This is a genomic window from Ditibartonella apihabitans (assembly GCF_002007485.1).
GTDB lineage: Bacteria > Pseudomonadota > Alphaproteobacteria > Rhizobiales > Rhizobiaceae > Bartonella > Bartonella apihabitans.
The window spans coordinates 1547688-1566448 of the sequence record NZ_CP015820.1; the positions used below are offsets into that span (position 1 = coordinate 1547688).

At 46.4% G+C, this 18761-nt stretch carries 26 protein-coding genes and 1 pseudogene; all 27 read right to left on the bottom strand.

Going from position 1 to position 18761, the window contains the following annotated elements; genetic code table 11:
- Window positions 1-669: 669 nt before the first annotated feature.
- Window positions 670-1752 (bottom strand): recombinase RecA, encoded by a 1083-nt coding sequence (gene recA / locus BBC0178_RS06945; RefSeq protein ID WP_077971797.1) that lies wholly within the window; start codon window positions 1750-1752, stop codon window positions 670-672.
- A gap of 216 nt (window positions 1753-1968) precedes the next feature.
- Window positions 1969-2640 carry a YiaD family glycine zipper/OmpA-like lipoprotein gene (locus tag BBC0178_RS06950; protein WP_077971798.1) on the bottom strand — a complete coding sequence of 224 codons (672 nt, stop codon included), beginning with the start codon at window positions 2638-2640 and terminating at the stop codon, window positions 1969-1971.
- 112 nt (window positions 2641-2752) lie between these two features.
- Window positions 2753-4030, bottom strand: a pseudogene (locus tag BBC0178_RS06955) (replication-associated recombination protein A).
- A 47-nt stretch (window positions 4031-4077) separates the two neighbouring features.
- Window positions 4078-5472 (bottom strand): DegQ family serine endoprotease, encoded by a 1395-nt coding sequence (locus BBC0178_RS06960; protein ID WP_078039652.1) that lies wholly within the window; start codon window positions 5470-5472, stop codon window positions 4078-4080.
- 895 nt (window positions 5473-6367) lie between these two features.
- Complete coding sequence (gene rplQ / locus BBC0178_RS06970; RefSeq protein ID WP_077971806.1) at window positions 6368-6793, bottom strand: 50S ribosomal protein L17; 426 nt, start codon at window positions 6791-6793, stop codon at window positions 6368-6370.
- 23 nt (window positions 6794-6816) lie between these two features.
- Window positions 6817-7830 carry a DNA-directed RNA polymerase subunit alpha gene (locus tag BBC0178_RS06975; protein WP_078039653.1) on the bottom strand — a complete coding sequence of 338 codons (1014 nt, stop codon included), beginning with the start codon at window positions 7828-7830 and terminating at the stop codon, window positions 6817-6819.
- A gap of 93 nt (window positions 7831-7923) precedes the next feature.
- A complete protein-coding gene (gene rpsK / locus BBC0178_RS06980) occupies window positions 7924-8313 on the bottom strand; it encodes a 30S ribosomal protein S11 (protein ID WP_075870499.1) in 390 nt (129 codons plus the stop codon).
- 125 nt (window positions 8314-8438) lie between these two features.
- A complete protein-coding gene (gene rpsM, locus BBC0178_RS06985; RefSeq protein WP_075870498.1) occupies window positions 8439-8807 on the bottom strand; it encodes a 30S ribosomal protein S13 in 369 nt (122 codons plus the stop codon).
- A 182-nt stretch (window positions 8808-8989) separates the two neighbouring features.
- The gene (locus tag BBC0178_RS06990) at window positions 8990-9616 is read right to left on the bottom strand and encodes an adenylate kinase (protein ID WP_078039654.1); all 627 of its coding nucleotides are present in this window, start codon (window positions 9614-9616) and stop codon (window positions 8990-8992) included.
- Complete coding sequence (gene secY / locus BBC0178_RS06995) at window positions 9564-10910, bottom strand: preprotein translocase subunit SecY (protein ID WP_078039655.1); 1347 nt, start codon at window positions 10908-10910, stop codon at window positions 9564-9566. Before secY ends, BBC0178_RS06990 begins: the two co-directional genes overlap by 53 nt.
- Before the next feature lie 230 nt (window positions 10911-11140).
- Window positions 11141-11608, bottom strand: a complete 468-nt coding sequence (gene rplO, locus BBC0178_RS07000) for a 50S ribosomal protein L15 (RefSeq protein ID WP_078039656.1) — start codon at window positions 11606-11608, stop codon at window positions 11141-11143.
- 20 nt (window positions 11609-11628) lie between these two features.
- The gene (rpmD, locus tag BBC0178_RS07005) at window positions 11629-11835 is read right to left on the bottom strand and encodes a 50S ribosomal protein L30 (RefSeq protein WP_077971819.1); all 207 of its coding nucleotides are present in this window, start codon (window positions 11833-11835) and stop codon (window positions 11629-11631) included.
- Between the two features lie 33 nt (window positions 11836-11868).
- Window positions 11869-12429 carry a 30S ribosomal protein S5 gene (gene rpsE, locus BBC0178_RS07010; protein ID WP_078040399.1) on the bottom strand — a complete coding sequence of 187 codons (561 nt, stop codon included), beginning with the start codon at window positions 12427-12429 and terminating at the stop codon, window positions 11869-11871.
- 103 nt (window positions 12430-12532) lie between these two features.
- Entirely contained in the window at window positions 12533-12895 is a 363-nt protein-coding gene (gene rplR, locus BBC0178_RS07015; protein ID WP_078039657.1) for a 50S ribosomal protein L18, read from the bottom strand.
- Window positions 12896-12907: 12 nt separating this feature from the next.
- On the bottom strand, window positions 12908-13441 hold the full coding sequence (gene rplF / locus BBC0178_RS07020; RefSeq protein ID WP_078039658.1) for a 50S ribosomal protein L6: 534 nt from the start codon (window positions 13439-13441) through the stop codon (window positions 12908-12910).
- A 37-nt stretch (window positions 13442-13478) separates the two neighbouring features.
- Entirely contained in the window at window positions 13479-13877 is a 399-nt protein-coding gene (gene rpsH / locus BBC0178_RS07025) for a 30S ribosomal protein S8 (protein WP_075870491.1), read from the bottom strand.
- A gap of 14 nt (window positions 13878-13891) precedes the next feature.
- Window positions 13892-14197 carry a 30S ribosomal protein S14 gene (gene rpsN, locus BBC0178_RS07030; protein ID WP_077971825.1) on the bottom strand — a complete coding sequence of 102 codons (306 nt, stop codon included), beginning with the start codon at window positions 14195-14197 and terminating at the stop codon, window positions 13892-13894.
- Between the two features lie 24 nt (window positions 14198-14221).
- A complete protein-coding gene (gene rplE, locus BBC0178_RS07035; protein WP_077971827.1) occupies window positions 14222-14779 on the bottom strand; it encodes a 50S ribosomal protein L5 in 558 nt (185 codons plus the stop codon).
- On the bottom strand, window positions 14772-15086 hold the full coding sequence (gene rplX / locus BBC0178_RS07040; protein ID WP_077971829.1) for a 50S ribosomal protein L24: 315 nt from the start codon (window positions 15084-15086) through the stop codon (window positions 14772-14774). Before rplX ends, rplE begins: the two co-directional genes overlap by 8 nt.
- 12 nt (window positions 15087-15098) lie before the next feature.
- Complete coding sequence (gene rplN, locus BBC0178_RS07045; RefSeq protein WP_008039971.1) at window positions 15099-15467, bottom strand: 50S ribosomal protein L14; 369 nt, start codon at window positions 15465-15467, stop codon at window positions 15099-15101.
- A gap of 144 nt (window positions 15468-15611) precedes the next feature.
- The gene (gene rpsQ, locus BBC0178_RS07050) at window positions 15612-15851 is read right to left on the bottom strand and encodes a 30S ribosomal protein S17 (RefSeq protein ID WP_077971831.1); all 240 of its coding nucleotides are present in this window, start codon (window positions 15849-15851) and stop codon (window positions 15612-15614) included.
- Between the two features lie 12 nt (window positions 15852-15863).
- Entirely contained in the window at window positions 15864-16064 is a 201-nt protein-coding gene (gene rpmC / locus BBC0178_RS07055) for a 50S ribosomal protein L29 (RefSeq protein WP_077971833.1), read from the bottom strand.
- Between the two features lie 12 nt (window positions 16065-16076).
- Window positions 16077-16490, bottom strand: coding sequence for a 50S ribosomal protein L16 (rplP, locus tag BBC0178_RS07060; protein ID WP_075870485.1), 414 nt, complete (start codon window positions 16488-16490; stop codon window positions 16077-16079).
- Between the two features lie 38 nt (window positions 16491-16528).
- On the bottom strand, window positions 16529-17239 hold the full coding sequence (gene rpsC / locus BBC0178_RS07065; RefSeq protein ID WP_077971835.1) for a 30S ribosomal protein S3: 711 nt from the start codon (window positions 17237-17239) through the stop codon (window positions 16529-16531).
- The gene (gene rplV, locus BBC0178_RS07070) at window positions 17239-17628 is read right to left on the bottom strand and encodes a 50S ribosomal protein L22 (RefSeq protein ID WP_075870483.1); all 390 of its coding nucleotides are present in this window, start codon (window positions 17626-17628) and stop codon (window positions 17239-17241) included. The genes rpsC and rplV overlap by 1 nt, the downstream gene beginning before the upstream one ends.
- Before the next feature lie 2 nt (window positions 17629-17630).
- Window positions 17631-17909, bottom strand: a complete 279-nt coding sequence (gene rpsS, locus BBC0178_RS07075; RefSeq protein ID WP_075870482.1) for a 30S ribosomal protein S19 — start codon at window positions 17907-17909, stop codon at window positions 17631-17633.
- Window positions 17910-17924: 15 nt separating this feature from the next.
- Complete coding sequence (gene rplB / locus BBC0178_RS07080; RefSeq protein ID WP_077971836.1) at window positions 17925-18758, bottom strand: 50S ribosomal protein L2; 834 nt, start codon at window positions 18756-18758, stop codon at window positions 17925-17927.
- Between the last annotated feature and the right edge of the window lie 3 nt (window positions 18759-18761).

Sequence of the window (18761 nt, forward strand, 5' to 3'; positions counted from 1 at the left end):
CCAAGGCCACAACAATTTTTAGCAATAATGAATAATAAAGTTCATTAGACCGAACTTTTATCCGTTCAATTTGTTTTCCAGAAGCGCCTGATCAAAACGCTGTTAAAAAGCGAACACCTCGCGCTAATAACGACAAAACTCCGCACACTTCGTTCATGTGAAAGTACAATGCGCTCTACATAGAGCTATACATAGAATTTTGGAAATTTTACGGAATTTTAGAAACGCTTTTCGAACGCCGTGGGAAGAATCGTCATGAACAACTGTGTTGTCACGCACAAGCATCGTAAAGCGAATATGATTTCGACAGAACAAAGCCGTTTCACTCCGACATAGACACATATCCTGCTAGCATTTTCCCGGAGGTTTTATTCCTGCCGTTTTTTCCCAGTAGGTTTTTCCTGTCGCTTTTCTGCTGCCTTTATTAGTTAGCCCTCACAATTCAAATTCTATCGAACGACGTTTATATTCAATGCCGTTGGAATTATTCATAATCGCTATCATAATTATCTAAAATAAAAGGGCGGAAGCCCTGCGGCTAACGCCCCTTATTCAATCATGAACCGGATTTCGAAATCGTAATTCCTTAAACGTTTTCACGTTGGTATGGACAAAATTTCGAGCCGGAAATCTTCCTAACCTATCTTAGCCGGTTTCGATGAAACCGGATCACCCCGCTGCACTTTCATCATCGGCTTCCGGGCCACCGTTTTCCAGTAGTTCCGTTGCGATTAAACCTGCATTCTGGCGCAAGGCAGCCTCGATCTCTTCGGCAACTTCCTTATTGTCACGCAAAAACTGTTTGGCATTTTCGCGCCCCTGCCCCAAGCGCTGGGAATTATAAGAAAACCATGCGCCGGATTTTTCAACAATGCCGACTTTTACACCAAGATCAATAAGTTCTCCTAACTTGGAAATTCCCTCGCCATACATAATATCAAATTCTACCTGCTTGAACGGAGGGGCAAGCTTGTTTTTGACGACTTTGACACGAGTCTGGTTTCCTACAACTTCATCACGATCTTTGATCGAACCGATACGACGAATGTCAAGACGAACCGAAGCATAAAACTTCAAAGCATTACCGCCAGTCGTCGTTTCCGGAGAACCAAACATGACGCCAATTTTCATCCGGATCTGGTTGATAAAGATAACCATGCAATTCGAACGGGAGATTGAAGCTGTTAATTTGCGAAGAGCCTGACTCATCAAACGAGCTTGCAGACCGGGAAGTGAATCTCCCATCTCGCCTTCGATTTCAGCACGCGGCGTAAGAGCTGCAACAGAGTCAACAACCAGAACGTCAACAGCACCCGAGCGGACCAATGTGTCGGTAATTTCCAAAGCTTGTTCGCCTGTATCAGGCTGCGAAATGAGAAGATTTTCAACATCGACACCAAGTTTGCGGGCATAAACCGGATCAAGAGCATGTTCGGCGTCAATAAACGCACAAATACCACCGCGCTTTTGCGCTTCGGCAATTGTATGAAGCGCCAAAGTTGTTTTACCGGAACTTTCAGGCCCATAAATTTCTACGATACGCCCTTTGGGAAGGCCACCTACACCAAGCGCGATATCCAGCGATAAAGAACCTGTCGGAATTGTTTCGATCTCGACAATGTGCTTATTATCGCCAAGGCGCATAATAGAGCCTTTGCCAAATGAACGTTCAATCTGGGATAGTGCGGCATCCAGAGCTTTCGATTTATCCACTGTTTTGTCCTCAACGAGTCGCAATGTATTCTGTGACATCTTACACTAACCTTTTCTAATATATGAAGCCAGAGCATGCACTTAATTATAATGTTTTTGTACACTATTTGTTCTCATTTGGCAAGTAGCTTAATATATTGTTTTTATTGAATTAACTATTTTTGTTCTAATAATGTTCTCTTACAGAAAATAAACTGGGTAAAAAGAAAACCGCCGTTTGTGCGGCGGTTTCAAAAAGTTAGCTGATCGGGAAAATCAATAACCGTCCTGACGCAAAGGAGCAATCTGGATTTCTACACGACGGTTTTGCGAGCGCCCTTCGACTGTATCATTTGAAGCAATCGGATTGGAAGGTCCGTATCCCTGAACAGCCAGACGCCGCCCATCAATACCTTGACTATTAAGATAATTTGCAACCGAAAGTGCGCGTCGTTGCGACAAGTCCTGATTGTGCTGGAGGCTGCCGGTCGAATCTGTAAAACCAAAAACATCAACCAGAGATTTGTTATATTTTTTCAATACAATGGCAACAGAATTCAAAACCGGATAAAACTGCCCTTTGACTGAATCCTGATCGGTATTGAAAGTGATATTGCCCGGCATATTGAGCCTGATCTGATCACCAACACGGGTAACAGATACGCCGGTGCCCTGCAATTGTTGACGAAGTTCGGCTTCCTGCCGGTCCATGTAATTTCCTATAAGTCCACCGCCAAGTGCACCAACGCCCGCACCAATCAGAACAGCATTTCTTTGCGCATGGCTTGATCCGCCGACCATCAAACCACCAAGAGCACCAGCGACAGCACCAATTGTTGCGCCGGTTGCCGTTTTAGATACCTGACTTTCGCCGGTATAGGGATTTGTCGTTTCACATGCGGTCAAAAAACTGGCAGATAGAAAAAGAATGCCCAACTTTTTCAACATAGTTTGTAATCTCCGTTTTGAGTAGATTCGCGTAAATCTCCTGTCGGAGATTATAGGGGTGGCTTAGCGGATTTCACTAGATGAATTCAATTTTTATCCGTTAATACCAAATTTAATTTTCTTTGTTCCGTTCTTTACGTAGTCTTTCCCACCATTCCAGGCGCTTTTTTATTTCACGCTCGAACCCCCGTTCCGGTGGGTCATAATAATGTTGACGCCCCATTTTTTCAGGAAAATATTCCTGACCTGAAAAGGCATCCGGCTCGTCATGATCATAACGATAGCCTTCACTATAACCTTCCTGCTTCATTAATTTTGTAGGAGCATTAAGGATATATTTTGGCGGCATTAAGGAGCCGTTTTCGCGAGCCGACCGCATTGCCTTCTTAAAAGCGGTATAGCCGGCATTGGATTTCGGCGCCGTTGCAAGATAAATACAGGCTTGAGCAAACGCAAGTTCGCCTTCAGGAGATCCCAGGTAGTCATAGGCATCTTTGCAGCATTGGCGATGACCAATGCCTGCGGATCAGCAAGTCCGATATCTTCAATTGCCATCCGCACAAGCCGCCTGCCAATATAATGCGGATTTCTCCTGCATCCAGCATACGCGAAAGATAATAAAGCGCCGCATCGGGATCGGAACCTCGAACCGATTTATGAAGAGCCGAAATCAGATTATAATGTCCGTCTTGGCCTTTGTCGTATATAGCAGCTCTTTGCTGGACGATATTTTGCAGTTTTTTCTCGTCAAAAACTTCATTCGACCGCGCTGCACGCCACAATTCTTCTGCCATGGTCAACACGGCACGCCCATCGCCATCTGCCATATGCACCAGCATTTCCCGTGCGCGCTCGTCAACGGGTAATGTTTTACCCTCGATTTTTTCGGCTCTTTTAAGAATTGTTGCCAGACTTTCTTCATCAAGCGGATGAAAAGTAAGAACGCGTGCACGCGAAAGCAAAGCAGCATTGAGTTCGAATGATGGATTTTCAGTCGTTGCACCGACAAGTATGACTGTCCCGTCTTCCATAACCGGCAAAAAACTGTCTTGTTGAGCACGATTGAAGCGATGGATTTCATCAACAAAAAGTAATGTTTGCCTGCCAGACATACGTCTTGCACGGGCACTCTCGAACACTTTTTTAAGTTCGCCAACGCCTGAAAAAATAGCCGAAATCTGTTCAAAAGCCAATTTTGTCTCGTTTGCGAGAAGACGTGCCACGGTTGTTTTTCCAGTCCCTGGAGGCCCCAGAAAATCATTGACCCCATTGAACCCGATGCGATCATTCTGGTTAACACACCTTCCGGCCCTGTGAGATGGTCCTGACCAATAACTTCCGATAGGTGTTGCGGCCGCATTCTTTCCGCAAGCGGCCTGGTTTTATCCATGTCGGAATCAGTAGAGGATGTAAAAAGGTCGTTAGTCACCTGTCACCTCAACGCACAAATTGACGAACCAACATGCCATTGCGCTCGAATTCGAGTTGCCAGATACGCGGATTACCTTTTGAGAGGACCTTCTTCAGATTGTCAACTGTCTTGATGTCCTTGCCATTGAGACCATGGATTATGTCACCACGCTGAAAGATACCTGCCGCATTGCTATTGTCGTCGACATTATTGATTACAACGCCTACTGTGTCTGGCGCTACATGAAACCGGCGTGCATTCATTGGCGTCAAATTCATAACTTCGGCACCGGCAAAAGGAGTATTTCCTGTCAATTTTTCCGGACGTGAAACCTCGTTTTCGGGAACTGAAGTGAGAGAAATAGAGGTGTTTCCGGTCTCACCATTTCTCAGATACTCAATATCGAGCGTATGACCGATCCCCGTTGTCATCAGTCGATAACCAAGGCTGTCCGGATTATCAATACGCACATTTTGCGCCTTCAAAATAACATCGCCGATTTTAAGACCGGCTTTTTCAGCGGGGCTTCCTTTTGTAACATCGGTAATAATGGCGCCATAAGGCTGAGCCATTCCCAGCCCTTCGGCAACATCTGCTGTTACATTTTGAAAAGAGGCGCCAATATAGGGAGGTTCGAATGTCTGCTCTCCTCTTTTTACCGCATCAAGAACGGTTTTTACAAGATTTGCCGGAATTGCAAAACCAATTCCGACCGAACCACCCGACTGCGAATAGATGGCCGTGTTGATACCGATGAGCTCACCCCGCATATCAATCAATGCGCCGCCAGAATTGCCGGGATTGATCGGGGCATCTGTCTGGATAAAAAAGTCGAAATCGGAAATACCGACACGTGTACGGGCTTGTGCTGAAACAATACCGCTGGTAACGGTCTGCCCCACGCCGAACGGATCACCTATTGCAAGCACGAGATCGCCAACTTCGACTTCATCCGAGTCGCCCAAAGGCAAGACCGGGAAGGGAGTTCCCTTCGGAGTGATTTTCAGAACTGCTATATCTGTCGCCTCGTCTTTCAGCATCACTTTGCTTTCAAATTCACGTCCATCGGACAAAGCGACTTTGATTTCGTCGGCGTCACGAATAACATGATAATTCGTCACTATAAGCCCGCTTTGATCAACAATAACTCCGGAACCGAGCGACGATTGCTTGCGTGATGGTGCGTTTTGTAACGATTGGCCGAAAAATTGTTCGAAAAATGGATCATTGGCAAAAGGTGAACGGGCACGAACGATTCTTGCCGCGTAAACGTTGACGACAGACGGCGCTGTCTTTTTAACCAGAGGCGCAAAGCTCAATTTGATTTCGGCTTGTGACTGCGGAACTTCTGCAAAGCTTGCTTGAGGTAAAAGGGCGGTCAATAAGCTGAAAAGAACAATGGCCTTGAAAGTGGGTTTCATTCTTATTTCCTTACAAAAGACTTTATTCTTGTAACGGTTCGGGCAGTTTTCAATCTATAAGCGTTTCATCAAAAGAAACGATCCTTATTCGACAGCCTTCAACAGATTCTCATTCTATTTATGATTTTGTCAAAGAACGAAATTGAATTGATTTTAGTATGTTGTTGTCAGTAGTTACGAGTCTCGGTGCACTCGCCAATCCCATTGATATTATCATCAATAGGCTCACCAACTCCGGCTTTCTTTTTTGTGCCATCTGACAATTATAAAAACTTCGCATAACATATGTAAAGCTCGCAAAATATTGAGTGCTCTATGACATTGTCCTTCGGAAGCTCTCATTCGCCCAATTGTCATCCATTTATATCCGATTATCTCCCTTCACCCGACCACATTCATGTCTTTCACGTAAAACGTTCCTATTGATAAGACGTCTCAAGAAAACAATAGTAAAACAACGGGCGAGCTGATCCGGATTTTCAGGCAATTTTTAATGGAATTAGCCATTCAACGGGAAGGCAATTTTGTGAAACGAACGCCATTCATTTTCAATCCATTATAAATGGCTTAACAATGCGTGTCGCTTCTTCAATTATGAAGCAGGCTCATGGCAAGTCCATGGACAATGTCCAATAATCACGGCTTAGCATTCATCATCGAGCACTGCGGTAATTCAACTACCAAACGAGACCCGTTTTCGCCGAGCGACAATCCCGCGCACTGTCATCAACAAAAATTTTAAAACGCCAATGAATTTCCGGTTATAAGTAGAAACAACCGAAATCGGCCTCAAACGTGACATTTCCGATTTCAACGAATAAACTGCCAAAAAAACAAAAAACCCGCCAAACAAGCGGGTTTTTTAACATTAATCATTTTTTCAAATGATAGCCAATCAAGCGGCTTCTGATTCCTTGGCAGCAGCTTCTACACGTGCTTTATCTGCTGCACCTTTGGCATTGATGTCGCGTTCAACAAATTCCACAACAGCCAGAGGAGCATTGTCACCGGCACGGAAACCGGCTTTCATAATACGCAGATAACCGCCATTACGTGTAGCGTAGCGCGGTGCCAATGTATCAAACAATTTTGCTACCTGTTTTGCATCGCGAATCGCAGAAATGGCTTGCCGGCGTGCATGAAGACCTCCACGCTTGCCTAATGTTACCAACTTTTCAACGATTGGACGAATTTCTTTTGCCTTTGGAAGCGTCGTCACGATCTGCTCATGCTCGATCAGTGACGTTGCCATATTGGCAAACATCGCCTTACGGTGACTAGCAGTGCGGTTCAGCTTGCGGCCTGACTTACCATGGCGCATGAGCCTTCTCCTTAATTTTTAACTCAGTATTGATCTTCATAACGTTTTGCGAGGTCGTCGATATTTTCAGGCGGCCAAGCGGGGATTTCCATACCAAGATGAAGCCCCATAGATGCAAGAACTTCCTTGATTTCATTGAGCGACTTACGACCAAAATTAGGAGTACGCAGCATTTCTGCTTCCGTTTTCTGGATAAGGTCGCCAATATAAACGATATTGTCATTTTTAAGACAATTGGCAGAACGAACTGAAAGTTCCAGCTCATCCACCTTCTTGAGCAAGGCCGGATTGAATGCAAGTTCGGAGACCTGCTCTTGCGGAGCCTCTTTCTGGGGTTCTTCGAAATTGACGAATACCGAAAGTTGGTCCTGTAGAATACGAGCAGCAAAAGCAACAGCATCTTCTGCCGTGACCGCACCATTCGTTTCAACCGTCAGGATCAATTTATCGTAGTCAAGAACCTGACCTTCACGGGTATTCTCGATCTTATAAGAAACCTTGCGAATTGGCGAATAAAGGCTATCAACCGGAATAAGTCCGATTGGAGCATCTTCATTACGGTTGCGATCTGCCGGGACATAGCCCTTACCCGTATTCACTGTGAATTCCATACGGATTTCTGCGCCCTGATCAAGTGTGCAGATAACATGCTCCGGATTGAGGATTTCCACATCGCCTACCGTCTGGATATCACCGGCTGTGACGACACCCGGCCCTTCTTTACGGACGACCATGCGTTTTGGTCCCTCACCTTCCATGCGGATGGCAATCTCTTTGATATTCAAAATAATATCAGTGACATCTTCCCGCACGCCCGGTATTGACGAAAATTCATGCAACACACCGTCGATCTGTACAGCTGTGATAGCCGCACCCCGCAAAGAAGACAGTAATACACGCCGTAAAGCGTTACCTAATGTTAAACCAAAGCCGCGTTCCAACGGTTCAGCAATTACAATAGCTTTATTTGAACCACCTTGCGTTTGAAACTCGACTTTATTAGGCTTAATCAGTTCCTGCCAGTTTTTCTGGATCATATTCCTATTCCTGTCCTTTACTTCCGTCACCATTCAGCCGTGACGGCCAGCTTGAACGCCAGAGCAGCGCCCTGACACCGAAAAACAACCGGATTAAACGCGGCGTTTCTTACGCGGACGGCAACCATTATGCGGAATGGGTGTCACATCACGAATAGATGTAATAATAAAACCTGCAGCTTGAAGAGCCCGTAAAGCTGATTCCCGACCTGAACCAGGACCGCAAACTTCTACTTCCAGCGACCGCATCCCGTGATCCTGTGCTTTTTTTGCACAATCCTCTGCAGCAACCTGAGCAGCAAAAGGTGTCGATTTACGCGAACCTTTGAACCCTTGAGCACCGGCAGACGACCAGGAAATCGTGTTTCCCTGAGCATCGGTGATCGTGATGAGCGTATTATTGAATGTCGAATTAACATGGGCTACGCCCGATGAAATGTTTTTACGTTCGCGACGGCGAATACGTGTAGGCTCTTTGGCCATAATTTTCCTTTCACTGATCTCTGCACCGCCGTAGTTCCAGCGGCTACACCTTATTTGCTACCACTTGCATTTTTGGTAACCTTTTACGGCCAACCTGCAAGTGAAGCGAATTCATGTATTGCTAATTATTTCTTTTTACCGGCAATTGCCCGTGCCGGGCCTTTACGGGTACGTGCGTTGGTATGGGTACGTTGACCGCGAACCGGCAACGAACGGCGGTGACGCAAGCCACGATAACAACCAAGATCCATAAGACGCTTGATATTCATCGAGACTTCACGACGAAGATCACCTTCCACCTGATAATCGTGATCGATAGCTTCACGGATTTGAAGAACTTCAGCATCCGAAAGTTCACTCACACGGCGCTCAGCAGGAATACCGACCTTATCAACGATTTCTTTAGCAAATTTCGGCCCAATCCCATGAATATACTGAAGAGCGATAATAACGCGTTTATTCGTAGGGATGTTGACGCCAGCAATACGAGCCACGCCTGTTCTCCTTAAATTAAATTTCAACCATTTGTGCAGTAGTCATGAAACAACTAAAGCACAAAACGACCAGAACCGCACACAAAGCCGATTCCAATCATCTCTCAAAAAATGAAATTGTGCTGTCTTTGACGGATTTCACCCCAAAAGTCAACTCCCTTTCACATATATGATGAACTGTTTCAGTGAAGTATCTTTTCAATCGCTGATGTGACTTCTTTTACAGGAGCCATGCCGTCAATTTTCTTCAACAGTCCGGTCTTTGCATAAAACTGCGATAATGGTGCAGTTTTTTCGCTATATTCGACAAGCCGTTTGGCAAAAGCTTCGGGGTTATCGTCCGAACGGACTTTTCCACCTGCAGCAATGGTTTCCGCCACACGGGTTTTCATACGGTCAACGAGTGCATTCTGATCAACTACGAGTTCAATCACTGCATCAAGCTTTGTATGTTTGCTCGACAAAATTGTTTGTAATGCTTCCGCCTGCCCTACTGTGCGAGGATAGCCGTCGAGAATAAACCCCTTTTTGCAGTCGGGCTCGTCAATCCGGTCAGACACAATCTGGTTGACGATTTCATCAGAAACCAGTCCACCAGCATCCATAATCGACTTGGCTTTTTTGCCAATCTCGGTTCCGGCAGCAACAGCAGAGCGCAACATGTCACCTGTTGACAATTGCGGAATACCGTATTTCTCGGTTAGTATTTTTGCCTGAGTACCTTTACCGGCACCGGGCGGTCCTAAAAAATCAGTTTCATCTATTTCTTTTCCCGCTCCTGAGTTTTGATTTCTTAAGTAACCCCTCATATTGATGGGCAACAAGGTGACCTTGAATCTGGGCAATCGTGTCGAGTGTTACAGTTACAACGATCAAAAGCGACGTACCACCAAGATAGAACGGAACATGTAGCGTCGACATTAAAAATTCCGGCAAAAGACAAACAAGAATAATATAGATAGCCCCGACAACGGTAATACGTGTAAGCACATAATCGATATATTGCGCTGTCCGTTCACCAGGTCTTATTCCGGGAATAAAACCGGAATGCTTTTTCAGCTGATCGGCTGTGTCTTTCGGATTAAAGACAATAGCGGTATAGAAAAAGCAGAAGAAAGCCATAAGCCCCGCATAAACAACCATATAAAGCGGTTGCCCGTGACTTAACGAAAACGAAATCGTTTGCAGCCAATGCGGCATATTCTGTGAAAAATTATTGACCGTTGCAGGCAACATCAAAAGTGACGATGCAAAAATAGGAGGAATGACACCGGCTGTGTTAAGCTTCAGCGGCAAATTCGATGTATCGCCTTTGAACATCCGGTTACCCATCTGGCGATTGGGGTACTGAATAATGATCCGCCGTTGAGCGCGTTCGACAAAAACGATAACGGCAATAACTGCAATACAAATAACAATGATAAGAAGCAGCATAAATGTGGAAAGATCGGCTTGCGCATGAGCTGTCAAAAGCTGTGCAATCGCGGACGGGAGATTTGCAACAATACCTGCAAAAATAATGAGTGATATGCCATTACCAATTCCGCGAGAAGTTATCTGCTCACCCAGCCACATCAAAAATATCGTACCACCGGTCAGCGTAATCACGGCAGTGATTCTGAACATCATTCCGGGCTCGCTAACAATCTGCAAGCCCGTCCCCATACCACTCTCAAGCGCAATGGCAATTCCGTAGGCTTGAATGAGTGCCAGAAAAACAGTCCCGTAACGCGTATATTGATTGATGATCTTTCGCCCTGTCTCGCCTTCTTTCTTCAAGGCTTCGAGCGAAGGGATAACGGATGTCATCAACTGCACGATAATAGATGCAGAGATATAGGGCATGATACCGAGAGCAAAAATTGCCATACGACCGACAGCACCACCGGCAAACATATTGAACAGACCCAAAACGCCAGAAGAATGTTGGGCGAATGTCTGTCTCAATGCATCAACATTGATTCCCGGCATAGGAATATAAGTACCAAAACGGTAGACAAGCAATGCACCCAAAGTAAACCAGATACGTTTCTTCAGTTCGGTAGCGCGTGAAAAGGCGCCAAAATTAAGATTGGAAGCCAGTTGTTCTGCGGCAGATGCCATAAAATCTCTCCGGTTTTAATTCACGGCAAAACACCATGAAAATCAACACATGCTTTACCCCCCTGCGCAAAAAAACGCAAAGAGAAACAATGTTCGTTAAACCTATTTTAACTCACAGACGTTTTGCCTGATAAAAATAGTTTTTGCAATAACAATCATACATATAAAAAAGGTCTGGAATGAATGCTTACCACATCACACCAGACCGACATATGTTTCAAGAAATTGCTTTATTCGGCGGCAGCTTGAATATTAACAACGCCACCGGCTTTGTTAACTTTCTCGATTGCTGCTTTTGAAGCACCGGCAATATCCAAGGTTACTTTGGCTTTCAATTCGCCATCCGACAAAAGACGGACGCCATCTTTTTCACGACGAATGACACCGGCAGCCTTCAACACAGCCACATTTACAGGCTTTGAAGCATCGATTTTACCGGCATCAATAGCAGCCTGCAAACGCCCAAGCGATATTTCATTGAAGCTTTTTGCAAACAGATTATTGAAACCACGCTTCGGTAAACGGCGATAAACAGGCATTTGCCCGCCTTCGAAACCGTTAATAGCAACACCCGAGCGTGCCTTCTGACCTTTTACACCGCGACCGGCCGTTTTTCCCATGCCGGAACCGATGCCGCGCCCAACTCTTTTACGATTCTTTGTAGCGCCTTCCTGATCGCGCAGTTGATTGAGTTTCATGTTCTTTACTCCTACAATCCTCAGCCTTCATCCACAATACGGACGAGATGCTCTACTTTTGCAATCATACCACGCACTGCAGGTGTATCGTTCAAAGTGCTGCGGCGATGCAACTTGTTAAGCCCTAGCCCTTTCAACGTGGCACGTTGAACTTGCGGGCGACGAATTGGACTGCCGATTTGTTCAACAGTTACCTTCTTGCCACTATGGGTTTTTTTCCCAACCATTTTCAAATTCCTCTATATCGCAAGTTCCACGAACTATTCTTCGTTGCCAATAAGATTTTGCCGACGAGCCTGCAACGTCGAATATTTTATTCCACGTTGTGCAGCAATATCTTTCGGATGAACCTGACGCTTCAATGCATCAAATGTCGCACGGATCATATTGTAAGGGTTGGACGAACCTAACGACTTTGCAACAACATCCTGCATACCGAGTGTTTCAAAAACAGCACGCATCGGACCACCTGCGATAATACCGGTACCGGCAGCAGCCGATCTCAACAATACACGACCGGCACCATGACGTCCTTCGACATCATGATGAAGAGTACGACCAGAACGAAGTGGAACATAAATCATCTCATGTTTGGCTGATTCGGTAGCTTTGCGAATTGCTTCCGGAACCTCGCGGGCTTTACCATGACCAAACCCGACACGCCCCTTCTGATCACCTACAACCACAAGAGCGGCAAAGCCGAAACGGCGTCCGCCTTTAACAACCTTGGCAACGCGGTTGATATGAACGAGTCTGTCAACAAACTCGCTGTCCCGCTCTTCATGACGCTCGTCACGATTATTACGTTCTTTTTGTGCCATTCCTAATTCCTTTTTCTTTTCCGGAAGCACGTATCAAAAAAGAATTCCCCCACAACAAGAGGAATTCTTCGGCGAAAAAGCCCGAAAAAATCGGGCAATCAGTTTAAAAGCTCAAACCACCTTCACGCGCTGCATCGGCCAAAGCCTTAATGCGACCATGATAAATATATGCACCGCGATCGAATACAACTTCTTTAACGCCGGCAGCCTTGGCTCTCTCAGCAATAAGCTTACCGACAGCAGTTGCTGCCTTAACATTGGCACCACCCTTGAGCGAAGGACGAAGTTCCTTATCAAGAGTTGAAGCCGATGCGACTGTGCGACTATGCAAATCATCAATGATTTGAACATAAATATTCATATTTGAGCGATGAACACTCAATCTCAAGCGGCCGTTAGCAACCGCTTTGACCTGACGGCGAACACGCTGCGCGCGACGCTGAAGTATTTCTTTAGGCGAAGCCATGACGCAAGTTCCTTATTTCTTCTTGCCTTCTTTGCGCACGATACGCTCGTTCGCATATTTGACACCTTTACCTTTATAAGGTTCCGGCCCGCGATATTCGCGAATTTCGGCGGCAACCTGCCCAACCTTCTGCTTGTCAATTCCCGAAACCAGAATTTCAGTCGGCTTCGGAACTGCCACAGTGATACCTTCAGGAACATGATAAACCACATCATGACTAAATCCCAAAGAAAGTTGAACATTCTTACCCTGCATCGCTGCACGATAACCAACACCGTTGATCTCAAGCTTCTTTTCAAAGCCACTCTTAACACCTTCAATGATATTTTCAATCATCGAACGGGACATTCCCCATTTCGAGCGTGCTTCCTTGGTTTGATCGCGCGGCGTTACATGAACCACATTATCTTCCAATTTGAGATGGATTTCGTCATCAGCAACGAAACTCAATTCTCCCTTAGGTCCTTTGACCTTGATCGCTTGCCCATCAACTGAAGCAGTAATGCCAGCCGGGACATGAATCGGTTTTTTTCCAATACGTGACATTGTATTAACCTATCTTTCTAGCTTTTCCCGACATCTCTTAGAAGATGCGGCAAAGAAGCTCCCCACCAACATTCTGCTCACGAGCCTCATGATCAGCCATCACACCTTTCGGAGTTGAAAGGATAGAAATGCCAAGACCGTTTGCAACTTGTGGAATAGACTTCACAGAAACATAAACGCGTCTACCGGGTTTCGAAACACGCGAAATTTCACGAATAACCGGTGCACCGTCAAAATATTTCAATTCGATTTCGAGCTCGGACTTACCGTTTTCAAAATCGATCTGACTATATCCGCGAATATAGCCTTCGGTCTGCAAAACATCGAGAACACGAGCACGCAATCTTGATGCAGGCGTCGAAACCTTCGACTTCTTGCGTCCGAGTGCATTACGGATACGGGTAAGCATATCTCCAAGAGGATCTGACATAGACATTTACGAAACTCCTCTTACCAGCTTGATTTGACAACGCCGGGGATATGCCCGAACGAACCGAGATCACGCAATGCAATACGTGACATTTTCAATTTACGATAATAACCGCGCGGACGCCCTGTAACTTCACAACGGTTACGGATGCGAACCTTTGCCGAGTTACGAGGCAACTCGGCAAGCTGAATAGATGCGCGAAAGCGCTCTTCCAACGGCACCTTCTGATCCATGACAATTGCTTTCAGACGCGCACGGCGCGCTGCAAACTGCTTAGCCATCGCACGGCGATGCTTATTCTTCTCAACGGCACTTGTTTTGGCCATAACTTTACCTCGCTACGCTTGCCGTTACGCACGGAACGGAAAATTGAAACCGCGCAATAATTCACGCGCTTCATCATCCGTTTTCGCTGTCGTACAAACGATGATATCCATACCCCAGATTTGATCTACCTGATCGTAGTTGATTTCCGGGAACACAATGTGTTCTTTGATACCCATGGCAAAATTGCCACGACCGTCAAAACTTTTCGGATTAAGACCACGAAAATCGCGAACGCGTGGCAAAGCAATTGTTACCAGACGATCAAGAAATTCATACATACGGTCTCTACGCAATGTAACTTTAGCACCGAGAGGCATTCCCTCGCGAACCTTGAATGTCGCAACGGAATTACGTGCGTGTGTTACAATTGCTTTCTGCCCGGCAATAAGACTCAAATCTTCAGCAGCTCTGGCAGGTTTTTTGGAATCTGCAGTTGCTTCGCCAACACCCATATTGAGAACAACTTTCTCGACATAGGGAACCTGCATATTGTTTTCGTAATGAAACTTGTCTTGCAGTGCTTTGCGAACAACATTGACATAGTGCGTCTTCAAACGCGGCTCTTGAATCTTATCAGCCATTGATCAGATCTCCCGAACGCTTGGCAACGCGAACCTTCTTGCCATCCTTCTCGATACGAAATCCTACACGAGTAGGTTTTCCATCCTTAGGATCGGCGATCGCCAATTTGGAAATATGAAGAGGAGCTTCTTTGGAAATAATGCCTGCTTCCTGAGTTTGCGTTTGCCGCTGATGGCGCTTCACCATATTGATACCGCGTACAATAGCAGTGTTTTCCTCAGGATTAACCTTGATCACTTCCCCGTTGCGCCCTTTATCCTTACCTGAAAGGATGACGACTTTATCGCCTTTACGAATCTTGTTCATCGCAACGGCTCCCTATAGTACTTCTGGCGCGAGCGAAATGATCTTCATGTGATTCTTACCGCGAAGTTCACGGGGAACCGGTCCGAAGATACGAGTACCGATCGGCTCTTTCTTGTTATCAACCAAGACAGCAGCATTTTTATCAAAACGAATAACGCTACCATCAGCGCGACGAATATCCTTGGCAGTACGAACCACCACAGCTTTCATCACATCACCTTTTTTTACGCGGCCACGCGGAATTGCTTCTTTGACCGAGACAACAATAATGTCTCCGACAGAAGCGTATTTCCGCTTCGAGCCGCCCAGCACCTTGATGCACATGACACGACGGGCGCCGGAATTATCCGCGACGTCGAGGTTTGTTTGCATCTGAATCATGACTGGCCGCCTTCTCTAAATGTTTACGTCCGGCAGTGCATTTGACACATTCGGACTTGCCTGTCAAATTATGATTAAGACTTTTTCAAACAAAATGTTGGGCACAATAATACCCAACCTTTTGTTTATCAAAAATCCGATTTATTAAGCAGCGCCGTTTTTAACAACGACCCAGCGCTTGTCTTTCGAAATTGGCTTCGATTCTTGAATAAAGACCTGATCACCAACTTTGAATTCGTTGTTTTCGTCATGCGCTTTGTACTTCTTGGACTGGCTGACAGTCTTTTGTAACAGCGGATGCGAATAGCGCCGCTCTACTTTGACTACAACAGTCTTGTCGTTCTTATCGCTGACGACAACGCCTTGCAGAATGCGTTTAGGCATGTCTTAACTTCCTTAAGCCTTGCTTTCGGCCGCCTTCTGGCGGGCGATTGTTTTTATGCGTGCGATATCACGGCGAACCTGTTTAACGCGCGCTGTTTTTTCCAACTGACCAGTTGCTTTCTGGAAACGCAGATTGAACTGCTCTTTCTTGAGCTTGGCCAACTCTTCATTCATCTGATCGAGCGTCTGGGCCCGTACTTCTGAGGCTTTCATCGCTTAGTCCCTTTATTCAGCTATACGCTGGACGAAACGTGTTTTAATTGGAAGCTTTGATGCGCCCAACCGTAACGCTTCACGTGCCACATCTTCAGGTACGCCGTCAAGCTCAAACATGATACGTCCTGGTGCAACACGCGTTGCCCAAAATTCGACAGCGCCTTTACCTTTACCCATACGAACTTCGGTAGGCTTCGATGATACCGGAACATCCGGAAAAACGCGGATCCACACACGGCCGGCACGCTTCATCTGACGCGTGATAGCACGACGGGCCGCCTCGAGCTGACGTGCAGTAACACGTTCCGGCTCCATAGCCTTAAGACCGTAGGCACCAAAATTAAGTTCCGTACCACCCTTCGAAACACCGTGAATACGGCCTTTGAATTGCTTGCGGAACTTTGTGCGTTTTGGCTGCAACATTGTTCTCTACTCCAAATCCTTTTTTGCCCGTCTAAAAATCAGGCGTTTTCACGACGGCGGTTCGAATTCGAACCTTGATTATCGCCTTCAGTAGCACGACGTTCTGAAGCCATCGGGTCATGTTCAAGAATTTCGCCCTTGAATACCCAAACTTTCACGCCACAAATACCATAGGCAGTATTGGCTTCCGCTGTGCCGTAATCAATATCCGCACGCAAGGTATGAAGCGGAACGCGGCCTTCGCGGTACCATTCCATACGGGCAATTTCAGCACCACCAAGACGGCCGGCACAATTGATACGGATACCTTCAGCACCAAGACGCATTGCCGACTGGACGGCACGCTTCATAGCGCGACGGAAAGCCACACGACGTTCCAATTGCTGGGCAATTGACTGGGCAATCAACTCGGCGTCGATTTCCGGTTTGCGGACTTCAACGATATTCAAAGCAGTGTCGGCATGTGTCATTTCAGACAATTTGCGACGCAACTTCTCGATGTCGGCACCCTTCTTACCAATGATCAGGCCCGGACGAGCCGAATGAATGGTAACACGGCACTTTTTATGCGGACGCTCAATAACGACTTCCGAAATAGCTGCCTGCTTCAACTCGTTCATCACATATTTGCGGATTTTCAAATCCTCATGCAATAAACGACCATATTCACCGGTATCGGCATACCAACGAGAATCCCATGTACGATTGATACCGAGACGAAGCCCGATTGGATTGATCTTCTGACCCATTATGCGGCCTCCTCTTTATCGGACACTTCACGAACAACAATTGTAAGATGAGAGAACGGACGCAAAATTCTGCTGGCGCGGCCACGACCACGCACATGAAACCGCTTCATAACAATCGACTTACCGACTGAAGCTTCCGCCACGATAAGCGAATCGACATCCAAATCGTGATTGTTTTCTGCATTGGCAATCGCAGATTCCAACGTCTTTTTCACCGTATCGGCAATGCGTTTACGAGAAAAAGTCAAATCTGCAAGAGCTGTATTAACCTTTTTACCGCGAATCATTGCCGCTACAAGATTAAGCTTCTGCGGGCTGACACGAATTGTGCGAGCGACTGCCTTTGCTTCATTATCTTTAAGCTGGCGCGGAGCCTTAGCTTTGCCCATTATTACTTCCTCTTCGCTTTCTTGTCCGCACCGTGACCATAATAGCTGCGGGTTGGAGCGAACTCACCGAACTTATGTCCGACCATTTCTTCCGAAACAGAAACAGGAACATGCTTGTTTCCGTTATAGACACCAAAGGTCAGGCCAACAAATTGCGGCAAAATCGTGGAGCGACGGCTCCACATTTTAATAACCTCGTTACGACCGCCGGCACGTACCTTCTCAGCTTTCTTGAGAAGATAGCCGTCAACAAACGGTCCTTTCCATACTGAACGAGCCACTTCAGACTACCTCTCTTATTTCTTGCGTTGATGACGTGAGCGCATGATGAATTTATCAGTCGCCTTATTCGAACGTGTACGCTTACCTTTTGTAGGCTTACCCCACGGAGAAACCGGATGACGACCGCCTGATGTACGACCTTCACCACCACCATGAGGGTGATCGACAGGGTTCATTGCAACACCACGAACATGCGGACGCTTGCCACGCCAACGGGCACGACCAGCTTTACCATCGTTTGTGTTACCATGATCCGAATTCGAAACGGCGCCAACAGTTGCATAACAGCCACTGGAAACCAGACGTTGTTCACCCGAATTCAAACGAAGAATAGCCATTCCCTGATCACGACCAACAAGCTGGGCGTAAGTACCGGCCGAACGGGCAATCTGCCCGCCTTTACCTGGCTTCATTTCAACATTGTGGATGATCGTACCGACAGGCATATTACCAAGAGGCATCGAGTTGCCGGGCTTGACGTCAACATTAACGCCAGCAACAACCGTATCACCGACACCCAAACGTTGCGGAGCCAAAATGTAGCTCAGATGACCATCTTCATAACGAATGAGCGCAATAAACGCTGTCCGGTTCGGATCATATTCCAAACGCTCTACTTTTGCAGGCATATCACGTTTCAAACGCTTGAAGTCCACAAAGCGATAAGTTCTTTTATGACCGCCGCCCTGATAACGGGCAGTTACACGGCCGCGATTATTACGACCGCCTTTCGACGACAGCCCTTCGGTCAGCGCTTTTACTGGCTTGCCTTTGTAAAGACCTGAACGATCTACAATAACAAGCTGACGCTGCCCTGGCGTGGTCGGATTAAAGTGCTTGAGTGCCATTAT